The 19136-nt window shown below is 62.1% G+C and carries 23 protein-coding genes; 13 read left to right on the top strand and 10 right to left on the bottom strand.

Annotated features, from left to right (window positions below):
- Positions 1-15: 15 nt before the first annotated feature.
- The gene (locus ACS5Q8_RS16695) at positions 16-1140 is read left to right on the top strand and encodes an alkene reductase (RefSeq protein ID WP_276197629.1); all 1125 of its coding nucleotides are present in this window, start codon (positions 16-18) and stop codon (positions 1138-1140) included.
- Between the two features lie 93 nt (positions 1141-1233).
- Here ACS5Q8_RS16695 and ACS5Q8_RS16690 read toward each other — a convergent pair whose 3' ends face one another.
- Complete coding sequence (locus tag ACS5Q8_RS16690; RefSeq protein ID WP_276197631.1) at positions 1234-2232, bottom strand: NAD(P)H-quinone oxidoreductase; 999 nt, start codon at positions 2230-2232, stop codon at positions 1234-1236.
- Between the two features lie 137 nt (positions 2233-2369).
- Between ACS5Q8_RS16690 and ACS5Q8_RS16685 the strand changes: the two genes are divergently transcribed.
- On the top strand, positions 2370-2756 hold the full coding sequence (locus tag ACS5Q8_RS16685; RefSeq protein ID WP_247406265.1) for a DoxX family protein: 387 nt from the start codon (positions 2370-2372) through the stop codon (positions 2754-2756).
- A gap of 55 nt (positions 2757-2811) precedes the next feature.
- On the opposite strand, the gene ACS5Q8_RS16680 is transcribed toward ACS5Q8_RS16685, so the two are convergent.
- A complete protein-coding gene (locus ACS5Q8_RS16680; protein WP_465159162.1) occupies positions 2812-3630 on the bottom strand; it encodes an alpha/beta fold hydrolase in 819 nt (272 codons plus the stop codon).
- 147 nt (positions 3631-3777) lie between these two features.
- On the opposite strand from ACS5Q8_RS16680, the gene ACS5Q8_RS16675 reads away from it, so the two are divergent.
- The gene (locus ACS5Q8_RS16675) at positions 3778-4845 is read left to right on the top strand and encodes an NAD(P)-dependent alcohol dehydrogenase (protein WP_247406271.1); all 1068 of its coding nucleotides are present in this window, start codon (positions 3778-3780) and stop codon (positions 4843-4845) included.
- A gap of 63 nt (positions 4846-4908) precedes the next feature.
- Here ACS5Q8_RS16675 and ACS5Q8_RS16670 read toward each other — a convergent pair whose 3' ends face one another.
- The gene (locus ACS5Q8_RS16670; RefSeq protein WP_465159161.1) at positions 4909-5220 is read right to left on the bottom strand and encodes a hypothetical protein; all 312 of its coding nucleotides are present in this window, start codon (positions 5218-5220) and stop codon (positions 4909-4911) included.
- Positions 5221-5435: 215 nt separating this feature from the next.
- On the opposite strand from ACS5Q8_RS16670, the gene ACS5Q8_RS16665 reads away from it, so the two are divergent.
- From ACS5Q8_RS16665 to ACS5Q8_RS16650, 4 genes are all read left to right on the top strand, one after another.
- Positions 5436-6080: a secretin and TonB N-terminal domain-containing protein gene (locus ACS5Q8_RS16665; RefSeq protein ID WP_465160365.1), complete on the top strand. Its 645-nt coding sequence runs from the start codon at positions 5436-5438 to the stop codon at positions 6078-6080.
- Positions 6077-6622 (top strand): RNA polymerase sigma factor, encoded by a 546-nt coding sequence (locus tag ACS5Q8_RS16660; RefSeq protein WP_247408728.1) that lies wholly within the window; start codon positions 6077-6079, stop codon positions 6620-6622. Before ACS5Q8_RS16665 ends, ACS5Q8_RS16660 begins: the two co-directional genes overlap by 4 nt.
- Positions 6623-6659: 37 nt before the next feature.
- Positions 6660-7586 carry a FecR family protein gene (locus ACS5Q8_RS16655; RefSeq protein ID WP_465159160.1) on the top strand — a complete coding sequence of 309 codons (927 nt, stop codon included), beginning with the start codon at positions 6660-6662 and terminating at the stop codon, positions 7584-7586.
- Positions 7587-7692: 106 nt separating this feature from the next.
- On the top strand, positions 7693-8952 hold the full coding sequence (locus ACS5Q8_RS16650) for an IS256 family transposase (RefSeq protein WP_276194114.1): 1260 nt from the start codon (positions 7693-7695) through the stop codon (positions 8950-8952).
- A gap of 107 nt (positions 8953-9059) precedes the next feature.
- Here the strand turns inward: ACS5Q8_RS16650 and ACS5Q8_RS16645 are convergent, their stop codons facing one another.
- From ACS5Q8_RS16645 to ACS5Q8_RS16630, 4 genes are read right to left on the bottom strand one after another with little or no spacing between them, the layout of a single operon-like run.
- Positions 9060-10412, bottom strand: a complete 1353-nt coding sequence (locus tag ACS5Q8_RS16645) for a 4Fe-4S binding protein (protein WP_465159159.1) — start codon at positions 10410-10412, stop codon at positions 9060-9062.
- The gene (locus ACS5Q8_RS16640) at positions 10409-11248 is read right to left on the bottom strand and encodes an FTR1 family iron permease (RefSeq protein ID WP_465159158.1); all 840 of its coding nucleotides are present in this window, start codon (positions 11246-11248) and stop codon (positions 10409-10411) included. The genes ACS5Q8_RS16645 and ACS5Q8_RS16640 overlap by 4 nt, the downstream gene beginning before the upstream one ends.
- A 15-nt stretch (positions 11249-11263) precedes the next feature.
- Positions 11264-11587 (bottom strand): cupredoxin domain-containing protein, encoded by a 324-nt coding sequence (locus ACS5Q8_RS16635; protein WP_017849310.1) that lies wholly within the window; start codon positions 11585-11587, stop codon positions 11264-11266.
- A complete protein-coding gene (locus ACS5Q8_RS16630; RefSeq protein ID WP_276193402.1) occupies positions 11587-12117 on the bottom strand; it encodes an iron transporter in 531 nt (176 codons plus the stop codon). Before ACS5Q8_RS16630 ends, ACS5Q8_RS16635 begins: the two co-directional genes overlap by 1 nt.
- A 179-nt stretch (positions 12118-12296) precedes the next feature.
- Here ACS5Q8_RS16630 and ACS5Q8_RS16625 point away from each other — a divergent pair, with 179 nt between their 5' ends.
- The 3 genes from ACS5Q8_RS16625 to ACS5Q8_RS16615 all read left to right on the top strand — a co-directional run bounded on the left by ACS5Q8_RS16625 (position 12297) and on the right by ACS5Q8_RS16615 (position 14226).
- Entirely contained in the window at positions 12297-12506 is a 210-nt protein-coding gene (locus tag ACS5Q8_RS16625; RefSeq protein ID WP_276193401.1) for a DUF3079 domain-containing protein, read from the top strand.
- A 112-nt stretch (positions 12507-12618) separates the two neighbouring features.
- Positions 12619-12825 (top strand): PLD nuclease N-terminal domain-containing protein, encoded by a 207-nt coding sequence (locus ACS5Q8_RS16620; protein ID WP_247406845.1) that lies wholly within the window; start codon positions 12619-12621, stop codon positions 12823-12825.
- A 240-nt stretch (positions 12826-13065) separates the two neighbouring features.
- Positions 13066-14226 carry an alpha-hydroxy acid oxidase gene (locus ACS5Q8_RS16615; RefSeq protein ID WP_276193400.1) on the top strand — a complete coding sequence of 387 codons (1161 nt, stop codon included), beginning with the start codon at positions 13066-13068 and terminating at the stop codon, positions 14224-14226.
- Positions 14227-14419: 193 nt separating this feature from the next.
- On the opposite strand, the gene ACS5Q8_RS16610 is transcribed toward ACS5Q8_RS16615, so the two are convergent.
- Both ACS5Q8_RS16610 and ACS5Q8_RS16605 read right to left on the bottom strand, forming a co-directional pair.
- Entirely contained in the window at positions 14420-15346 is a 927-nt protein-coding gene (locus ACS5Q8_RS16610) for an alpha/beta hydrolase (RefSeq protein ID WP_276193399.1), read from the bottom strand.
- Between the two features lie 122 nt (positions 15347-15468).
- The gene (locus tag ACS5Q8_RS16605; protein WP_276193398.1) at positions 15469-16620 is read right to left on the bottom strand and encodes a GGDEF domain-containing protein; all 1152 of its coding nucleotides are present in this window, start codon (positions 16618-16620) and stop codon (positions 15469-15471) included.
- Positions 16621-16733: 113 nt separating this feature from the next.
- On the opposite strand from ACS5Q8_RS16605, the gene ACS5Q8_RS16600 reads away from it, so the two are divergent.
- The gene (locus tag ACS5Q8_RS16600) at positions 16734-17321 is read left to right on the top strand and encodes an NUDIX domain-containing protein (RefSeq protein ID WP_276193396.1); all 588 of its coding nucleotides are present in this window, start codon (positions 16734-16736) and stop codon (positions 17319-17321) included.
- 230 nt (positions 17322-17551) lie between these two features.
- Here ACS5Q8_RS16600 and ACS5Q8_RS16595 read toward each other — a convergent pair whose 3' ends face one another.
- Positions 17552-17695: a hypothetical protein gene (locus ACS5Q8_RS16595; protein WP_465159157.1), complete on the bottom strand. Its 144-nt coding sequence runs from the start codon at positions 17693-17695 to the stop codon at positions 17552-17554.
- A gap of 203 nt (positions 17696-17898) precedes the next feature.
- Here ACS5Q8_RS16595 and lexA point away from each other — a divergent pair, with 203 nt between their 5' ends.
- Positions 17899-18516, top strand: a complete 618-nt coding sequence (gene lexA, locus ACS5Q8_RS16590; RefSeq protein WP_276193394.1) for a transcriptional repressor LexA — start codon at positions 17899-17901, stop codon at positions 18514-18516.
- A complete protein-coding gene (gene imuA, locus ACS5Q8_RS16585; protein WP_276193393.1) occupies positions 18516-19130 on the top strand; it encodes a translesion DNA synthesis-associated protein ImuA in 615 nt (204 codons plus the stop codon). The genes lexA and imuA overlap by 1 nt, the downstream gene beginning before the upstream one ends.
- The last annotated feature ends 6 nt before the right edge of the window (positions 19131-19136 follow it).

Below are 19136 nucleotides of genomic sequence, written 5' to 3'. Positions count from 1 at the left end.
TTTGGAATATTTCGAATGACCCACAGTGTTTTAAGTACCCCGATACAACTCGGGCACCACACCTTGAAGAACCGTGTCGTGCTGCCACCGCTGACGCGCCAACGCAGCGCGCAACCCGGCGATATCGCCACCGAGTTGATGGCTGAGTATTACCGTCAACGTGCCTCGGCCGGTTTCATGGTCACTGAGGGCACGCAGATCGAGCCGCGTGGCCAGGGTTACGCCTGGACGCCGGGCATCTACACCCCGGCGCAGATCGATGGCTGGCGCACCGTCACCGACGCGGTGCATGCCGAAGGCGGGGTGATCTTCGCTCAGCTCTGGCATGTGGGCCGGGTGTCCCATAACGCGTTGCAGCCTGACGGCGCCGCGCCCATCGCGCCGTCCGCGATCCAGGCCGAGCAAGCGAAGGCGTTTATCGCCACCGGGCCTGGCGTGGGTGACTTGGTACAACCGCCCGTGCCCCGTGCGTTGACCACCCTTGAGGTCAAGGAACTGGTCGGGCATTACGCACAGGCCGCACGCAATGCGCTGGACGCGGGGTTTGACGGGGTCGAGATCCATGCCGCCAACGGTTATCTGGTCAACCAGTTCATCTCGGCCCGCGCCAACCAGCGCGACGATGAGTACGGTGGTTCGCTGCACAACCGTCTGCGCTTTTTGCGTGAGATCGTCGAGGCGGTCAGCAAAGTGGTTGGACCGGAACGCCTGGGGGTACGTTTTTCGCCGTTGTTCAGCGGCACCGACCAGGACCGGGTGTACATCGGCCTGGTGGAAGACGACCCGCACCACACCTACCTCGAAGCGATCAAGGTGCTGCAAGCGTCGGGCATCGCCTACGTCTCCATTGCCGAAGCTGATTGGGACAACGCGCCCGACCTGCCCGACACGTTCCGTCAGGCCGTGCGTGACACCTTCCAAGGCCGAATTATCTACGCCGGGCGTTACACCGCCGAGCGCGGTGCGCGGTTGGTCGACGCGGGGCTGGCCGACCTGATTGCGTTCGGGCGTCCATTCATCGCCAACCCGGATTTACCGCAACGGATTTTCAATGGCTGGCCGTTGAATCCGCTGCGGGCGGAGGGGATGTATGGCGGCAATGAGGTGGGCTATATCGATTACCCGGTGCATGCGAAATAGGTTGTCGACTGGCTCGCAAAGGCCGGTTTTTGTGGAACCTGTCGAGCCCTGCCAAGGCCCGACAGTGCCTGCATCAAGGCGACTGTTTAGGTGTCAGGCCACCCGCAACACAATCTTGCCGATATGCTCCCCACCTTCCATCCGCGCATGGGCCTGGGCGGCATCGGTGTATGCGTAGACCTTGTCGATGATCGGCAGGCAACGCCCGGCGGCCAGCACGGGCCATATGTATTCGCGCAGCTGTTCGGCAATTGCGGCCTTTTCCTCCTTGCTGCGTGCGCGCAAGAGTGAACCGGTAATCACCGCGCGTTTGGCGAGGATCGTCAGCAGGTCGACGTCATTGGCCTTGCCACCCCCGAGAAAGCCCAACATCACCAGGTGACCGTCCATGGCCAGGGCCTTGAGGTTGTTGTTCAGGTACGAGGCACCCATGATGTCGAGGATCACATCAACCCCCTTGTCATCGGTCTTTTGCGCGATGACGTCGGCGAAATCCTGCTCGCGGTAATTGATCGGTTCGGCGCCCAGCTTGGCGATGGCCGCACATTTGTCGGCGCTACCGGCAGTGGCGAAGGCCTGGATGCCGAACTCGCGGCAGAGCATCAGCGCGGTGGTGCCGATGCCACTGGTGCCGCCGTGGACCAACACACGCTGGCCTGTGTGCGCGTCGCCGAGGCCGAACAGGTTGGCCCACACGGTGAAGAAGGTTTCCGGCACGGCGGCGGCTTGAATCCAGTCCATACCCTCTGGGATCGGCAGCGCCTGGCTGGCGGGCACCGCGCAAAACTGGGCATAGCCGCCGCCATTGGTCAGGGCACACACCTTGTCGCCGAGGGCATACTCGCTGACGCCGTCACCGAGCGCCACCACTTCACCCGCCACTTCCAGCCCTGGAATCAGGCTCATGCCGGGTTTCATCGGGTACTTGCCGGCGCGTTGCAACGCGTCCGGGCGATTGACCCCGGCAGCCTGCACCCGAATCAGGATCTCGCCCGGGCCTGCCGCCGGTACATCGGCCCGGCGCGGTTGCAGGACGTCAGGGCCGCCGGGGCGGGTGATTTCTATCAGGGTCATTTCTTTCGGGAGCGTCATTCGAGAGTTCCTGTAGCGATGAGCGTATGGCTTGGGACCGCATCGAGCGGCGGGCGGTTCAGCACAAACATGCAAGCGTACACCCAGCTTGGCGAACACAATCGATGTCGATGATTTTTTACGGATGCAGGGTGTTTATGAATGAATCAACAAACCAGGCCCTCGGCCTCCTGTTTTTGCGGATCAGCGCGGCTGCGTTCCTCTTGTGGGTACACGGTTTGCCCAAGCTGTTGGGTTACAGCGAACAGCTAAAGCTGATCGAAGACCCGTTTCACCTGGGGGCCAACGTCACGCTATTGCTGGCAATTTTCGCCGAAGTGTTGTGCCCGCTGCTGATCATCGCCGGGGTGCTGGTGCGCCTGGCCTGCCTGCCGATCCTCGCGGTGCTGCTGATCGCGATGCTCGTGGTGCATCCGCAATGGACGTTGTTTGAAGGGCAGTTCGGCTGGCTGCTGTTGATCATTTTCACCAGCATCCTGATCGCCGGGCCGGGTCGCTTCACCCTCGGTCAACGTGTTGCCTGAGCAAAAAAAGGCCGGGCAAGCCCGGCCAAAATAAGGAGAAGGGAGTCTAAGCGCTTCAGCGCTTGAGGAACGCCAGCAGGTCTTCATTCAAGGCCTGGGCGTGGGTCACTGCAAACCCGTGCGGCGCATCCTTGTAGACCTTCAACTCGGCACCCTTGATCATCTCGGCTGCCACCTTGCCGGTGGTTTCGAACGGCACGATCTGGTCGCCATCGCCGTGGATCACCAGGGTCGGCACATCGATCTTGGTCATGTCTGCACGGAAGTCGGTCTCGGCGAAGGCCGTGACGCAATCCACGGTCGACTTGAGCGACGCCAGCAGGGCGATCTGCAGGGTTTGGGTCAGTACGCCGTCGGAGACTTTCTGGCCTTTGTTGATGCCGAAGAACGCCGGGTTGAAATCAGCAATGAACTGCGCACGGTCTTTCAGCAGGCCGGCCTTGATGCCGTCGAACACATCGGCGGGAACGCCCTGCGGGTAGTCCGGTTTCTGACCGAACAGCGGCGTCACCGCCCCCAGCAGCACCAGGCCGGCGACACGCGCGCTGCCATGGCGGGCGATGTAGCGCGCGACGTCGCCGCCACCCATGGAGAAACCCACCAGGGTCACGTCCTTGAGGTCCAGGTGTTCGATCAATTGGGCGATATCGTCGGCAAAGGTGTTGTAGTCGTTACCGGTCCACGGCTGGTCAGAGCGCCCGAAACCGCGGCGGTCAAACGCGATGGTGCGAAAGCCGCGGCTGCTCAGGTATTCCATCTGGTATTCCCACATGTCGGCATCCAGCGGCCAGCCATGGCTGAACAGCACGGGTTTACCGCTGCCCCAGTCCTTGAAGTAGATCTGGGTACCGTCTTTGGCAACGAATGTGCTCATGGAAAACTCCTTGGGTGAGAGGGAAAGGGCTCGGCTTCACTATTGCCGCAAACCCGACGAAGGGCTTGTATGCATGTGCTCGGTTGAACGGTTCAGCGTCTACGCTGGTCCACTGACCTCTACCGTCAGATCACACAGGTGAACGAAATGGCCAAGACTTACAGCTACGCGGCTCGGGACTCCAAGGATGCGCTCAAGCCCTTTACCTTCGAACGTCGCGCGCCGGGGGCGGATGACGTGCAGATCGACATTCTTTATTGCGGCGTCTGCCACTCCGACCTGCATACCGTGCGCAACGAGTGGAACAACACGTTGTACCCCTCGGTCCCAGGCCATGAAATCGTCGGTCGCGTAACGGCGGTCGGGGCCCATGTGAAAAAATTCAAGGTCGGCGACCTGGCCGGGGTCGGCTGCATGGTCGACAGTTGCCAGCACTGCGCCTCCTGCGCCGAGGGCGAGGAGCAATACTGCGAGAACGGCTTTACCGGCACCTACAACGGCCCCGTGTTCGGTGGCGAAAATACCCTTGGCGGCTATTCGGACAACATCGTCGTCAAGGAGCAGTTCGTGCTGCGCATCTCCCATGATGACGCCAACCTGGCGGCCGTGGCGCCGCTGCTGTGCGCCGGTATCACCACCTATTCGCCGCTGCATCACTGGAAGGTCGGCCCCGGCAAGAAAGTCGGCGTGGTCGGCCTCGGCGGGCTTGGCCATATGGCGGTGAAGATCGCGCATGCCATGGGCGCACACGTGACGCTGTTCACCACCTCGCCGAACAAGCGTGAAGACGGCCTGCGCCTCGGCGCCGATCACGTCGTGGTGTCGAAGAACCCGGACGAAATGGCCAAGGTCGCCAACAGCCTGGATTTCATCCTCAACACCGTCGCCGCGCCGCACAACCTCGACGTGTTCCTCAACCTGCTCAAGCGCGACGGCACCATGACCCTAGTCGGGGCCCCCGACAGCCCGCACCCATCGCCGACGGTGTTCAACCTCATCTTCAAGCGCCGCAGCCTGGCCGGCTCGCTGATCGGCGGCATCCAGGAAACCCAGGACATGCTGGATTTCTGCGCCCAACACGGGATTGTCTCGGACGTGGAGATGATCGATATCCAGGACATCAACGAAGCGTATGAGCGCATGCTCAAAGGCGATGTGAAATATCGGTTCGTGATCGATATGGAAAGCTTGAAGAAAGAACCTCACGTGGCCTGAAACACCCTTTAGCGGCATGCTCCCAGAGGTCTTCAGACCGCAAGCGTACAACCGGTCAGCGGCTCAAGGCCGCTGCGGTTTCACCGCCGTCCCAAACGTATTGCCCATGCGGATGCTGGTCGCCGCAGGGGTGGATAACCCCACCTGGTTCGGCGGCCGTTTCTGCACCGGGATGTTCTGCGCCTCGCGGTTCTTCTGCGCCGCCTTGGCCGCGTCCGGGTCATTGCCCATCTGCTGGCTCATGCAGCCATAGTCGCGGGCTTTGTAGCCATCCACTGTGACATCGGTGCAGCCTTTGGCGGCGGTTTCGGCGTGGGCGAGCAGTGGCAGCGCGGCGCACAGCAACAGGCTGGCGAGGGTTGGGAACAGCTTCATGGGGCCTCCTGGCGGGCCCGAGGGAGTGGGCCGGTAGGCTTGAAAGTGTAGTGCAGCGGGTTTCCCGTCACCGTGATGTTTTTTTTGCTGTCACCGTAACATCAGGTTCATAAATTGGCCTCAGGATGACGGTTTTCAAGGACACGTCGGCCGTGCAGCAATGCAGAGCGGGGGGTGAGCAGCGGGGCTTGCGGCGTGCCATCGGCGCCCTGGCCTTGCTGTTGCTGCTGGCGTGGGGCACCCCGGCGAGAGCAGAGCCGCCGCTGTTGGTACTGGACCTGCCGGCGCAAGATCTGGAGCACGCACTGCAAGCGTACAGCCGCGCCAGCGGCATGGCGGTGCTGGTCGACCGTGAACTGACGCGGGGCCGGCGCGCCATCAGCGTGCGTGGGCGCTTCACGGCGCAGGAGGCTTTGGCGATGTTGCTGACCGGGAGTGGCCTGATGGCGCGCTATGCGCGCAGTGACGCGTTCACCTTGCAACTGCCCGAGGTCAGCCCACCGCCTGTCAGCCGTGGTGCATCGGCGCGCAACGCTGCACGGATCAACAACAGCTATGCCACGGCGGTGCAACAGGCGATCGAAGCCAGCCTGTGCCGTTCGCCGTTGACCCGCCCCGGGAGTTTCAGGGCGCTGGTGCAACTCTGGGTCAGCCCTGAGGGGCTGATCGAATACAGCCGGTTGGTCAGTTCCACTGGCGATGAACAACGCGATGAAGCCCTGGTGCGCAGCCTGGGCGCTGCCCGGGTCGAACGCCCGGCGCCCAGTTCGCTGCGCCAGCCGGTGACTTTACTTTTGATGCCCGACACAACAGGAACACGCATGGAATGCACAGCAGGGACAGGAGCCTGGGGCGGATGAAAGATTCCGGGCACAGCACGATGGTCAGCTTGTTCCTGGCGTCCTACGAGGACTTCAAGGTGCGTTTGCGCAAGCGCCTGGGCTCGGAGGACCTGGCCAACGACGTCCTGCACGAAACCTACCTGCGCGTCGACCGCATGGACGTGCCGCCGAACCTGGCGCAACCCAATGCCTACCTGTACCGCATGGCCCTGAACATCGCCGCCGACCGCCGCGAGGCCGACGCCCGCCTGTTGACGGGCAGCGAGGTTGAAGAGCTGCTGCAAAGCGCCGACGAAGCCCAGGACCCCTCGCGGGTGGTGGGTGGTCAAAAAGAAATCCAATCCCTGGTCAAGGCCCTCTACGAACTGCCGGCACGCCGGCGCAAGATCCTCATCGCCGCGCGCCTGGAAGAAGCGCCGCACCTGGAAATCTCCCAGCGCTTCGGTATTTCCACGCGCATGGTCGAAAAAGAAATCAAGGCCGCCCTGGGCCACTGCGCCAAGCGTCTGGAAAGAAAAGTCATCCAGCGGTTCGGTCCCGGGGCCGGAAAACCGTCTTAGTGTTGAGTCCCTGATAAATCCGTGAGTATTTGCGCGCTTGAACATTTTTAGCCTCTCCACCGTCCGGGCAACCCCCGCCAGCCCATTGCACGATGAAGCCCGCGACTGGCTGCTCCTGCTGACCTCGGGCCGCGCCACCGTGGCGGATGCCAAGGCCCTGAAGGCGTGGTGCGCCCAGAGCCCGGAGCATGCCCAGGCGTTCGAGCAGACCAAGGCGTTGTGGCGGCAATTGGGCACGGCGATTGAACAGGCGCAGCGCCCGCGCCATTTTGGCCGGCGGGCCTTCCTCGGTGGTGCGATAGCGGCGTCGGCGGCGTTGGTGATGGTGGGCGTCGGCGCACCGGGTGGGTTGCCCGGCTTGACGGCGGACTATCGCACCGAGGTCGGCGAGCAGCGCCAGGTCCTGTTGAGCGACGGCGTGAGCCTGGAACTCAATACCCAGACGCGCATCAGCCGGGTGGGGCAGGGGATCGAATTGCTCGAAGGCGAAGTCGAAGTGCGCGCCCGCGTGGCGCAGCCGCTCAAGGTCCAGGCCGGCGCGGGCTGGGTCAGTGCGGCGCAGGCGCGGTTCAATGTGCGGCATACCGATCGCAACGTGTGCGTGACCTGCATCGAAGGGTGGCTGTCGGTGGATGTCGCCGGGCGCACTGTGCACATGGAGAGTGGCCGGCAACTCACCTATGGCGCCGACGTGATCGGGGAGGTGGCGACGGTGGACACCCAGGCGGTGGTGGCTTGGCGCGAGCAGGTGCTGGTGTTCAACAACGCGACGCTGGCGACGGTGGTGGATGAGATCAACCGATATCGCCCGGGGATGTTGGTGTTGTTGAACAAAGAACTGGGCCAGCGCCGGGTGCAGGCGCGGTTCAATTTGCAGCAGTTGGCGGGGGTGGCGTTGTTGATTCGTGATGCGTATGGGGCGAAGTGTACGGAGTTGCCTGGGGGCGTGGTGTTGTTGAGTTAGGTTGACCGCGCATTTTTTGGATTGGATTGGATTGAGTACATATCCATTTCTGCGGGACTGTCATAAATTTTGTGTTCGGGCATAACATTGCAGAAGAGGTGCATATATGCCGACCAAAAAGAAACCGGCCCGTGAGGCCCCGCGTGATCTTCCAACCATTCCCAAAGAGCTGATCGACCAGTTCGTCAGCGGTCCGATGAGTGCCGAAGCCATTCAGGATGCGTCGATGGCGTTCAAAAAGGCGCTGATCGAGCGAGCCCTTGGTGCCGAACTGGGTCACCACCTTGGCTATCCTCAGGGCGCGGAGCGCCCTGAGGAGTCGAGTAACCAGCGCAACGGCAAGAGCGGCAAAACGGTGCTCACCGATGACGGCCCGCTTCGCCTGGACATTCCCAGAGATCGCGATGGAAGTTTTGCGCCGATCCTGATCCCAAAACACGAACGCCGCTTTACGGGCTTTGATGACAAGATCATTGCGATGTATGCCCGAGGCATGACGGTCCGTGAGATCCGTGCATTTTTATCCGAACAGTACGGAACAGAGGTCTCTCACGATTTCATCAGTTCAGTGACCGATGCGGTTTTAGACGAAGTCACTGCCTGGCAACAACGACCGCTTGAGCCGATGTATCCGGTGATTTTCTTCGATGCGTTGCGAGTCAAAATTCGCGACGAAGGTTTGGTTCGCAACAAGGCAATCTACCTGGCGCTGGGTGTCTTGCCGGATGGAACCCGAGACATCTTGGGCATTTGGATTGAAACAACCGAAGGTGCGAAGTTTTGGATGAAGGTCTTCAACGACCTCAAAACCCGAGGTGTCGAGGACGTCTTGATCGCAGTAACTGATGGCCTCAAAGGTATGCCTGAAGCGCTGAGCGCGGTATTTCCCGAGACGACGTTGCAGACCTGCATTGTGCATTTGATCCGTAACAGTCTTGATTACGCGCCTTGGGATAAGCGCCGCGAGCTGGCGAAAGCGTTGAAGCCGATCTATCAGGCACTCAACGCTGACGCCGCTGAACAAGCGCTGTTAGCCTTCGAAACCGGCCCTTGGGGCAAGCAATATCCAACGGTCGCAAAGGCCTGGAAGCGTGCGTGGGATCGAGTTATCCCCTTCTTCGTGTTTCCCCCGGCCATACGTAAAGTGATCTACACAACGAACGCCATCGAGAGTATCAACGCTCAGTTGCGCAAGATCATCAAGACCAGAGGCCATTTCCCAACGGACGATGCCGCGACGAAGCTAATCTGGTTGGGCTTACGCAATATCACCGCAAACTGGGGCAAGCCGGCACACGACTGGAAGAGTGCGATGAATCAATTTGCGATCTTGTATGGAGATCGATTTATCAGGCCGACCTGGTAAAACTAAGGCCTACCTAACGGCAGGCCGTTAACGGCCCGCACACAAAAAATCTGACACTCTCAAAAAAACGGATATGCACTCAACCGCCATCCCCGAAAAAACGGCACTCAACCCCACCCCCAAAACTGCAACCACCACCCACCTCCCACCAACCCAACACTCACCCCCACACACAACCACCCACCCCAACGCCGCAGCCCCCCAACCCCCCGAAGCTGCCGCCACCCCAACCACAAACACCACCCAACCGCCGCCATCAACAACACCGCCCGCGCCGATTGCACCCAAGCCAACCCCAGCCCCTCATACCGCAACAACTTCACCGTGGTCGCCGACAATCCGAGGAACAACCCCGCACCACCCAGGGGCGTCAGCGTCAGTACCAGGGGCCGAAACAGCGCACGATCCCCCGCCACCCACGCCGCCAGCCGCAGCAGCAGCCAGCAGCCACCCCCCAACACCAACGAACTCCCCCCCAGATACAGCACAATGCACACACCATCCAACCAACTGAAGCTGTCATTGAGCTGCGGATAATGCGTAAGCAACCACCACGGTGCGTTGTCTTGCAGTGGCCATAACCAGTCATGGCTGACCAGCCACGTCGCCAGGCTTTGTTTAAGCGCGATAAACCACGGACTGACGGTCCATTGAAAAGCCCCCATCGCCAAACCGATCACACCAAACAGCAACAGGCGCGCGTCCCACACCGAGCCTTGCTGATGGGGCGCCTGCAGGATCTCCTGATTGCACGAACGGGCGATCAGTTGCACCGCGCCACGTTGCCCACTGCAGCGGCCGCAAGCGTGGCACTCGCTGGCCCCTTGCAGGCGGCGGATATCCAACAGCGGCGCACAGTTGGGCAGCGGCAGGCGCGGTGCGTCGTTGGCTTTCCAGCGTTGCTCATCCACCGCGAAATGCACCGGCGCCAGGCGGGCGAGCAGGGCGAAGACGCCGCTGACCGGGCACAGGTACCGACACCACACACGCTTGCCGCGCACGAACAACAGGCCGGCGATCACCGCCGCCAGGGTCGAGCCGCCGAGGATCAGCAGGGCGGCCTGGGCGTAGTCATACACGCTGATCAATTGGCCATAGAGGGTGGTCAGGCAAAAGCCCAGCGTCGGCCAGCCACCCCAGCGTACCCAGCGCGGAATGCCGAGGCCGCGCCCGTGCTGGCTGGCCCATTCGCTCAGGGAGCCTTCCGGGCAGAGCACGCCGCACCACAGGCGCCCGAACAGCACCATCGAGAGCAACACGAACGGCCACCAAAGGCCCCAGAAGATGAATTGCGCAAGCAGCGTCAGGTTGTTCACCAGGCGTGCCTGGCTGTCCGGCAACGGCAGCAGCGCTGGCAGCACCAGCAGCACGGCGTAGATCAACACCACGGCCCATTGCACGGCACGGATCAGCCGGGCATGGCGACGCATGCCATCGCCCAGGCGCTGCAGCCAGCTCATGCGGCGTGCCGCGAGCGGCGCAGGCCGTTGCCCACCCACAGCCAATAACCGAGCAGCACCAGCACGGTCACCAGGCTCGGCGCGGCGCGGTAGCCGACAAAGTCTGCCAGCAGCGCCCCCAAGCCGTGGCTGTCACTGAGCAGGGCGCTGCTGTCCCAGCGGCTTTCACCGAAGCTGGAATAAACCCACTCGGGCATGTCCATCGCCAGCAATTGCCCGCTGATACGGTCCACGGCCGCCACCAGCAAGGCCCCGCCCAACAGCAGCAACAGCGCTTCGCTGAAGGCGAAAAACAGCGACCAGGAGATGAAGCGCCGTGTTCTGCGTAACAGCAGCACCGTGAGCCCCGCCAACACCAGGCCCAGCACGCCGCCGATGGCGAACAGGTTCAGCGCCGGGCCCTGCAGACGTGCGCCGGCACCGTATAGGAACACCACGGTTTCACTGCCTTCGCGGCTCACCGCCAACAGTGCGAGCAACAGCACGCCCCATCCGCCCTGGCGGGCCAGGCGTTCATCGGCTTCGCGTACCAGGGTGTGTTTGAGCGTGGCTGCGTGGCGATGCATCCAGAACACCATCTGCACCATCAGGCTGCTGGCCAATAACGTCAGCGCCGCTTGCAGCCATTCGCCCTGGGGGCCGGTCATGGCCTCACCGGCCCACAGCATCAGGCCGGCCAAGCCTGCGGAGCAAAACAACCCCAGGACCACCCCGGCCCACAGGAAACGCCCCAGGCGCGAATGCGCGGTCTGGCGGCTGATCCAGACCTGCAGAATGCCGATCACCAGCAGCGCCTCGACGCTTTCGCGCCAGACAATAAACATCGATTGATTCATCAACGGCTTCCGGGGCTATTGGGCGAGGATGCTGCCTTCGGGCAACTGTGGGTTGAACTCGTCAAAGAACGGATACAGCCCTGGCGTGAGCGGGTGGATCACCACGAAGGTAGTCACACCGGGGGACAACACTTTCTCCACGCGCAGCGGCGTGCTCTCGAATTCGGCCGGGCCTTGGCCGAGGTTGTGCAGCACGATCTTGAAGCGCTCACCGGCCTTGACCGTGAGTTGTGGTGGGATGAAGTGGCCGTCCTGCAGGGTCAGCTCATAGGTGGGCAACGGCGCCGCCAGGGCCGCGCCGCTCAGCAGCAAGCTGCCCAGCAGCAGGGCGCGGCGCATCAGTAGCCGCCTTTCTTGCCGATGCCGGCGTAGACGAATTCGTAATGCACTTCGCAGCGTTCGAACCACGGTGCGACGCCGGTTTCCTTGTCGGTATGGCGGCCCAGGGACTGGTGGCCGCTGGGCGGCAATACGCTGAAGGTCAGGGTGTATTTGCCCGGGCCTTGCAGCTTGACGTTGTCGCCGTAGTGCGGCCCGTCATTGGCGACCATGGCGTGGAAATCACCGGTGATCGGCGTGTCGCTGCCTTGCTTTTTCAAGGAAAAGGCCAGGTTCAGGTACGGCACGAAACTGCCCTCCTGGAAGCCTTGGGCATTGTCCGCCGTGGCGCGTACATCGGCTTCAAGGTGGACGTCGGAGTCGGCGGTGGCGCGCATCATGCCGGCGGGCGCCATCTCGATCGGTTGCAGGTACACCGCGCCGATTTCCAACCCTGGGCAGTGCTGCGGCTCGCCGATCGGGTACTCCTTGGCGAACGCCGCAGAGGTGGACAACAGCAGGATCAGGGACACTGAAGAAGGGATACGCATGGAGGCTTCCTGACGGGGGAGGGGAGAGAACCCGAGTCTAGAAAGGTTGACCGTAAACAATAATGATTCTTGTCAAGTTTAGGCGATATTTCATGTTGCCCGACCTTGACGGCGGTCAAGGCCATCCTGCCCTGCTCAGGTTAGGTTGGCGCTATTGTTCGCCGGTAGGGAACCTCGTCATGGCCAAGCCTTTTCCGCTGCACCCCAAGCACCCCGAACGCATCTGTTGGGGCTGCGACCGCTATTGCGCCACGACCGACCTGGCCTGTGGCAACGGCGCCGACCGCACCATGCACCCGGCCGAGATGATCGGTGATGACTGGTACGAGCATGGCGACTGGGGGCTCACCCCCGAGCCATCCGCCACGGACGAGCCGTCAGCGGCCTGAGCAGCGTTTGGGTTTCGTGCCTTGAGGCTTTGACGAGGGTTTTTCGCAGCAAATTCGATGGAACCCTGAGGTCGGATGCTTGACCTAACGCATAGACCTCAGGAGGTGAACCATGCAAATCGAATATATCTGGATCGCATTGGCAGTGATTCTGCTGCTGTTGGAATTGTGGGCGATCAACATTGTATTGCGCAGCACCAGCGGCTGGGAGACCAAGGGGTTGTGGTTGGTGGTCCTGATCTTTGTGCCGTTGCTGGGGCTGATCGCCTGGGTGATGGCGGGGCCCAAGCGAGAGATGCAGGAACCGCGTAAAAGCTAGGTGATATCCGCAAAAAACAGGCGCCGATGGGCTAATGCTGGTCAGTTAAGCGATAGAGCAGGTAACCGCTAACCCGTGGCGAGGGAGCGTTCTTCCTTAACTGACTGGCATTACGCCGATGGGCGCCTGTTTGCATTCAAGGCCGGCCGCTGTAGTCAGCCGTCGATATAAACGCAATGACTGGTTGTACGGCCGATGGGCGGTTACTCTTCCTACTCAGTTCAGGGAGAGGTAACCCCGATGTCGTTGATCACAACCATCGAAGACTTACGCAAGCTGGCGCAAAAACGCGTTCCAAGGATGTTTTACGACTACGCCGATTCCGGTTCTTGGACTGAAAGCACTTACCGGGCAAATGAAAGCGATTTTGCCCAGATCAAATTCCGCCAACGGGTGGCGCGCAATATCGATGAGCGCTCGATCCGCGCCACCATGATCGGCCAGGACATGGCCATGCCGGTCGCCCTGGCGCCCACTGGCCTGGCCGGGATGCAGCATGCCGATGGTGAGATTCTCACGGCCCGCGCCGCTGCGGCCTTTGGCCTGCGCTACACCTTGTCGACCATGAGCATTTGCTCCCTGGAAGACATCGCCGAACAGGTCGGCCAGCCGTTCTGGTTTCAACTCTATGTGATGCGCGACCGCGCCTTTATCGAACAGTTGATCGAGCGCGCCAAGGCCGCGGGTGTCGATGCGTTGGTGTTGACGCTGGACCTGCAGATCCTCGGGCAACGCCACAAGGACCTGATCAACGGCCTATCGGCGCCACCCAGGCTGACCCTGCCAAATATCCTCAACATGATGACCAAGCCGCGCTGGGTGATGGGCATGCTCGGCACCAAGCGCCATGGCTTCGGCAATATCGTTGGGCATGTCAAAGGCGTGGCCGACATGAGTTCGCTGTCGTCGTGGACCGCCCAGCAATTCGACCCGCGCCTGAGCTGGGACGATGTGGAGTGGATCAAGAAGTGCTGGGGCGGCAAGCTGATCATCAAGGGCATCCTCGATGTGGAAGATGCGCGCCTGGCCGCGAATGCCGGCGCCGATGCGTTGGTGGTGAGCAATCACGGTGGTCGTCAGCTGGATGGCGCGCCGTCGAGCATCAGCCAATTGCCGGCGATCGTCGAGGCGGTGGGCGAACGTATTGAAGTGTGGCTCGATGGCGGTATCCGTTCCGGCCAGGACGTGCTCAAGGCGATGGCATTGGGCGCCAAAGGCACCATGATCGGTCGCCCGCATTTGTACGGTTTGGGCGCGATGGGTGAAGTGGGGGTGACCAAGGCGCTCGAGATCATCGCCCGCGAGTTGGACGTGTCGATGGCGCTGTGCGGGTATAACGATATACGCAATGTGAATCGCGATATTTTGCTGCCTGGCACCTTTCCCCAAGGTGCGGGTTGAGCAAAAAAATCGTAAAAAAATAAAAAGAGTTGTCCACGAAAACCGTGGGTATCTCTGTGGATAACTTTGCGCGGGCCCGGCGGGGGTTGGCGATTCAGCCCAAGGTCAATATTTGATCAACTTCTGGCGCGGGCCAGCATAGGCTGGGTTTGCGCTTGACAGCCCCGTGCGAACCCAGTGCCGAAAACACACTTTATGAGTCGTTGGTGTGCCCAGTTGAGTGGGTGACAACCTGTGTCGGCATCTTCGCCTGCATCAGGTTGTCCAGTGCTTTGCGATAGCTGCGACCGGCCAGGCTCATGCTGTTGTTGTGGCTGGCGCCAGGCACCAGCAACAGCCGCTTGGGTTCCTGGGCGGCGGCAAATAGTTGCTCGCTGAACCGCGCAGGGACATAGAGGTCGTCCAGGCCGTGGACCACCAGCAGGGGCATATGGATGTCGGCAATCTTGTCGATCGAATCGAATTTCTGCGACAGCAGCCAGCGCACCGGCAAGGAGGTATTCGCCATGGCAGTGGCCACATCCGCCAGGGAAGTGAACGTCGATTCTATCACCAGCCCGCGCACGGGCAAGGGGGTTTGTCGGCCCAGTTCAGCGGCCAGGTCGATTGCCACCGCGCCGCCCAGGGAGTGCCCGTAGATCAGGCGTTTGCTTGGGTCGGGTTGCAACAGTTGGAAGCGTTCCCAGGCGATGCGTGCATCCTCGTACACCGTGGTTTCCGAGGGCAGGTCGCCCTGGCTCTGGCCGAAGCCGCGGTAGTCGATGGCCAGCACCGAATAGCCCAGCGCGTGCAATTGCTCGATGCGAAACAGCTGCCCGGTGAGGTTCCAGCGCACGCCATGCAGGTACAGGATGGCCGGCGCGTCCTTCTTGTCTGCCGGCCACCACCAGCCGTGAATGTTCTGTCCCGACTTGAAACTGGCGGGCGTGAGCTCGAATTCCTGCACCGTCTTGGGTAAGCCGCTGTACCAACTGGCGGTGCCCGGTTCGATGCGAAACAGCAGCTCGCGCTCTTTGTGTTGCAGCACGGCGCAACCCACCGGCAACCCGAGGATCAAGATGGCCATGCACAGCAGGGGAAACCAGCGCAGGCCCAGGCGGGAGAGAAAACGAGAGGACATGAAGGTTCCAGGACAAAGGCGAGGCACGGGTTTTACCCGATGGCCACCGGGGGCAGGCATTAATTCGACGGCCGTCGGCGGGGATTGCTTGCAAAGTATTACGGCATTCAGGTGCCGTCCAGTCAGGCGATCGCCACCACCTGCACCCGATTGCGTCCATGGGCCTTGGCCTGGTACAGCGCCTGGTCGGCCTGGGACAGTAAGTGCGAGAGGTCATGGCCTGCCGCCGTGGTGGTCACGATGCCGATGCTCACACTCAAGAACCCTGGTGTCAGCAGGTCCAGTTCGGCAAACCCCCGGCGGATGCGCTCGGCCACTTCAAACGCACCGGCCGCATCGCTGTCGGCCAGCAGGCAGGCGAACTCTTCACCGCCGATACGCGCAAACACATCACCGCTGCGCAGCGTTGCCCGGGTTACCTGGCTGAAGGCGATCAGCACCTGGTCGCCCATGGGGTGGCCGAAACTGTCGTTCACGCGCTTGAAGTGGTCCAGGTCGCACAGCAACAAGGCTGCGCTGCGCTGGCGACGGCTGCTGTCGACTAGCAGTTTTTCGCCCTTGAGCATAAAGGCGCGGCGGTTGCTGGCGCCGGTCAGTGCATCGCTGAAGGCGGCGGCCTTGAAGCGCAACTCGGCGCGCTCCTTGACCATCGCCAGGGTGACGTAGGCAATGCCGATGGCATACAGCATCGATTCAAACAGCATGAACGAAAAAAACGGCACGCCTTCGCCCCCCGAGGCCTGGGCGTTTTTCAGCGGCAGGCCGGGGTCGGTGAGCGCGCGTATGGCGTAGAACGCGGTATGCAAAAGGGTCAGCACCAGGGCGGGGGCGTAGGCGACTTCCAGGGTCGCGCGGTTGCGCCATAGCTCCATGGCCGACAGCACGCCATAACTGGCCGCCAGCAGCGAATACAGGGTGACCCGCGCCGACAGCGAACCATAGAACTGCGGCAGCAGGCACATCAACAGCCACACGCCACACCCGGCAAAAATCCCCGGCAGGCTGGGCTTGCGTTGCACGAAGGTGCGCATGGCGGTCCAGTTCATCGCAGCGCTGAGCACTAGCACGACATTGCCCAGGATCAATGCGACAAAGTCCACGCCCACGCCGCGCACCACGATCAGCCCGGTGCCCAGGGAGGCGAGCAGCAGCATGATGCCGAGATAGCCCAAGGTTGGCTCACGGCCACGGCTCCAGGCATGCACGGTGAGCAGGCCCATCAGGCAGAACACGAACACGGCCACTATCAGTAGCGTCGGGATATGCAGCGACATTGCCTTGCCCTTGCAGAGACCTTTTGTGGGCGCGATTGTAGCGGTATGCGACCCGCTTGACGCTGACCTTGCCACCGCGACATGCTCCTGCTCCTTTGAGCAAAGGCCCGACCATGGACAACAGCCCCGTTCGCATCACCGCCGAAGAGACGCTTTCGGACAATTGGTACCTGCTGAAAAAATACAGCTTCGACCTACGCCGCCGCGATGGCAACTGGCAGGCCCAGACCCGCGAGGTGTACGACCGGGGCAACGGCGCGACCATCCTGTTGTACAACCGCGCACAGCGCACTGTGCTGCTGATCCGGCAGTTCCGCATGCCCACCTTCGTCAACGACTACCCCGGTTACCTGATCGAAGCCGCAGCCGGCTTGCTGGACAACGCCAGCCCGGAAGAACGCATTCGCCTGGAGGCGGAGGAGGAGACGGGCTATCGGGTGGGGCATGTGGAGAAGATCTATGCGGCGTTCATGAGCCCGGGGTCGGTGACTGAGCGGATTCACTTTTTTCTCGGCGAGTACCAACCGGGGGATCGGGTGGGCACGGGCGGTGGGATTGAAGAGGAGGGTGAGGATATCGAGGTGCTGGAATTGGGGTTTGAGCGGGCGCTGGCGATGGTGGAGAGTGGGGCGATTGTGGATGGGAAGACCATCATGTTGTTGCAGCATCTGGAGTTGCGGATGTTGAAAGAGGGGTGGTGAGGGTGGGGCGTGTAGATATCCGCTTTTTCGATAAAAGTAGCCAAAACTAGGCTCGGTGTGCCCCAGATCAAAAGCAAAGCGGCCTTGTAGCCGACCGGGTTCTGCGAGCCGAACTCGGTCAAAAATGTGGGAGGGGGCTTGCTCCCGATGGCAGTGGATCAGTCATGCATGTAGTGGCTGACACACCGCCATCGGGAGCAAGCCCCCTCCCACATTTTGATCTCCATGGATCAGATAGAACTCATTCTGCTCTGGCTCTGGCTCTGGCTCTGGCTCTGGCTCTGGCTCTGGCTCTGGCTCTGGCTCTGGCTCTGGCTCTGGCTCTGGCTCTGGCTCTGGCTCTGGCTCTGGCTTTTGATCTTGATCTTAGGCACACCGAGCCTAAGCGAGGTGCCGAGTGGTGGGGCAAGAGCCCATTTGGTTACTTTGGGGCTTTTCCAAAGTGACCCGCTGTAAGAGCGGAACCATAAGCCGCCGTGACCTAAATAACGGATATGTACACGGTCACCCACCCCACCCCAACCCAGGCCAACCCCCGACTAGCGGCTATTGTCAGAAATTTCCCACAGGAGTACAAATGTACTCCATGACAACCCTAACCCCCCGCCGCGCCGCCATCCTGACCTTCATCCGCGACCGCATCGCGCAACAAGGCCAACCCCCCAGCCTCGCCGAGATCGCCGAGGCATTCGGCTTCGCCTCCCGCAGCGTCGCGCGCAAACACGTGGTGGCCCTGACCGAAGCCGGCTTCATCGAGGTCAACCCCAACCAAGCCCGTGGCATTCGCCTGCTCAACCAGCCAGCGCGGCCTGAATGGCTGGATATTCCAGTCCTGGGCCGAGTAGCCGCCGGCTTGCCCATCGGCGCCGATGCCGAAGTCCACAGCCGCCTGCAACTCGACCCGGCCACTTTCGCGAAAACCCCGGACTATCTGTTGCGGGTACAGGGCGACTCAATGATCGAAGACGGCATCCTCGACGGCGACCTGGTGGGCGTGCGCCGCAGTGCCGAAGCCGTGAACGGGCAGATTGTGGTGGCGCGCCTGGACGGTGAAGTCACCATCAAGCGTTTCGAACGCAATGGCGACAGCGTGCGCCTGCTGCCGCGCAACCCCGCGTATCAACCCATCGTGGTCGGGCCCGATCAGGACCTGGCCATCGAAGGCGTGTTCTGCGGCCTGGTGAGGCAAGGCTGATGGGCGCCGTCGTTGCCCTGGACGCGCTGTTCAATGGCGGGCGCGTCTGGAAGGGCCGGCCCGCCGCGCCACCGGCCAGCGTCCATCCCACGGGGCTGGCGGCGCTGGATGCGGTGCTGCCCACGGGCGGCTGGCCGGAGTCGGCCCTCAGCGAAATCCTGATGGCCAAGGACGGCGTGGGCGAACTGCAACTGGTGTTGCCAACCCTGGCGCGGTTGTCGGCGGCGGGGGAGCGCATAGTGCTGGTGGCGCCGCCCTACACGCCGTACCCCCACGCCTGGCAGAACGCCGGGGTGGATGTGCGCCAGCTCTCGGTGGTCCGCGCCGAGGAGCGGGATGCGCTGTGGGCGGTCGAGCAGTGCCTGCGTTCCGGCAGTTGCGGCGCGGTGTTGTGCTGGCCGCGCAAGGCCGATGATCGTGCCTTGCGGCGCTTGCAGGTGGCGGCGGAAACCGGGCAGACCCTGGCGTTTGCCTGGCGCGCCTTGAGTGAGGCGCTCAACGCCTCGCCGGCCGCCTTGCGCCTGGCGGTCGACGCTCGGCCCGCGCAAGTGCGGGTGCTCAAGTGCCGGGGCGGGCTGGCCCACCCGGCGCCGATTGCCCTGGTCGGGCACTGAGGTTGG

Source organism: Pseudomonas sp. PAMC25584 (assembly GCF_058135675.1).
Note: the sequence above shows the minus strand (reverse complement) of the source record. Positions and strands in the feature narration are given on the sequence as shown.

Bases quoted from the DNA above. Each gene is read 5' to 3' on its own strand.
- ACS5Q8_RS16695 (WP_276197629.1), top strand. From the start codon at position 16: ATGACCCACAGTGTTTTAAGTACCCCGATACAACTCGGGCACCACACC.
- ACS5Q8_RS16690 (WP_276197631.1), bottom strand. From the start codon at position 2,232: ATGACGCTCCCGAAAGAAATGACCCTGATAGAAATCACCCGCCCCGGC.
- ACS5Q8_RS16685 (WP_247406265.1), top strand. From the start codon at position 2,370: ATGAATGAATCAACAAACCAGGCCCTCGGCCTCCTGTTTTTGCGGATC.
- ACS5Q8_RS16680 (WP_465159162.1), bottom strand. From the start codon at position 3,630: ATGAGCACATTCGTTGCCAAAGACGGTACCCAGATCTACTTCAAGGAC.
- ACS5Q8_RS16675 (WP_247406271.1), top strand. From the start codon at position 3,778: ATGGCCAAGACTTACAGCTACGCGGCTCGGGACTCCAAGGATGCGCTC.
- ACS5Q8_RS16670 (WP_465159161.1), bottom strand. From the start codon at position 5,220: ATGAAGCTGTTCCCAACCCTCGCCAGCCTGTTGCTGTGCGCCGCGCTG.
- ACS5Q8_RS16660 (WP_247408728.1), top strand. From the start codon at position 6,077: ATGAAAGATTCCGGGCACAGCACGATGGTCAGCTTGTTCCTGGCGTCC.
- ACS5Q8_RS16650 (WP_276194114.1), top strand. From the start codon at position 7,693: ATGCCGACCAAAAAGAAACCGGCCCGTGAGGCCCCGCGTGATCTTCCA.
- ACS5Q8_RS16645 (WP_465159159.1), bottom strand. From the start codon at position 10,412: ATGAGCTGGCTGCAGCGCCTGGGCGATGGCATGCGTCGCCATGCCCGG.
- ACS5Q8_RS16640 (WP_465159158.1), bottom strand. From the start codon at position 11,248: ATGAATCAATCGATGTTTATTGTCTGGCGCGAAAGCGTCGAGGCGCTG.
- ACS5Q8_RS16635 (WP_017849310.1), bottom strand. From the start codon at position 11,587: ATGCGCCGCGCCCTGCTGCTGGGCAGCTTGCTGCTGAGCGGCGCGGCC.
- ACS5Q8_RS16630 (WP_276193402.1), bottom strand. From the start codon at position 12,117: ATGCGTATCCCTTCTTCAGTGTCCCTGATCCTGCTGTTGTCCACCTCT.
- ACS5Q8_RS16625 (WP_276193401.1), top strand. From the start codon at position 12,297: ATGGCCAAGCCTTTTCCGCTGCACCCCAAGCACCCCGAACGCATCTGT.
- ACS5Q8_RS16620 (WP_247406845.1), top strand. From the start codon at position 12,619: ATGCAAATCGAATATATCTGGATCGCATTGGCAGTGATTCTGCTGCTG.
- ACS5Q8_RS16615 (WP_276193400.1), top strand. From the start codon at position 13,066: ATGTCGTTGATCACAACCATCGAAGACTTACGCAAGCTGGCGCAAAAA.
- ACS5Q8_RS16610 (WP_276193399.1), bottom strand. From the start codon at position 15,346: ATGTCCTCTCGTTTTCTCTCCCGCCTGGGCCTGCGCTGGTTTCCCCTG.
- ACS5Q8_RS16605 (WP_276193398.1), bottom strand. From the start codon at position 16,620: ATGTCGCTGCATATCCCGACGCTACTGATAGTGGCCGTGTTCGTGTTC.
- ACS5Q8_RS16600 (WP_276193396.1), top strand. From the start codon at position 16,734: ATGGACAACAGCCCCGTTCGCATCACCGCCGAAGAGACGCTTTCGGAC.
- lexA (WP_276193394.1), top strand. From the start codon at position 17,899: ATGTACTCCATGACAACCCTAACCCCCCGCCGCGCCGCCATCCTGACC.
- imuA (WP_276193393.1), top strand. From the start codon at position 18,516: ATGGGCGCCGTCGTTGCCCTGGACGCGCTGTTCAATGGCGGGCGCGTC.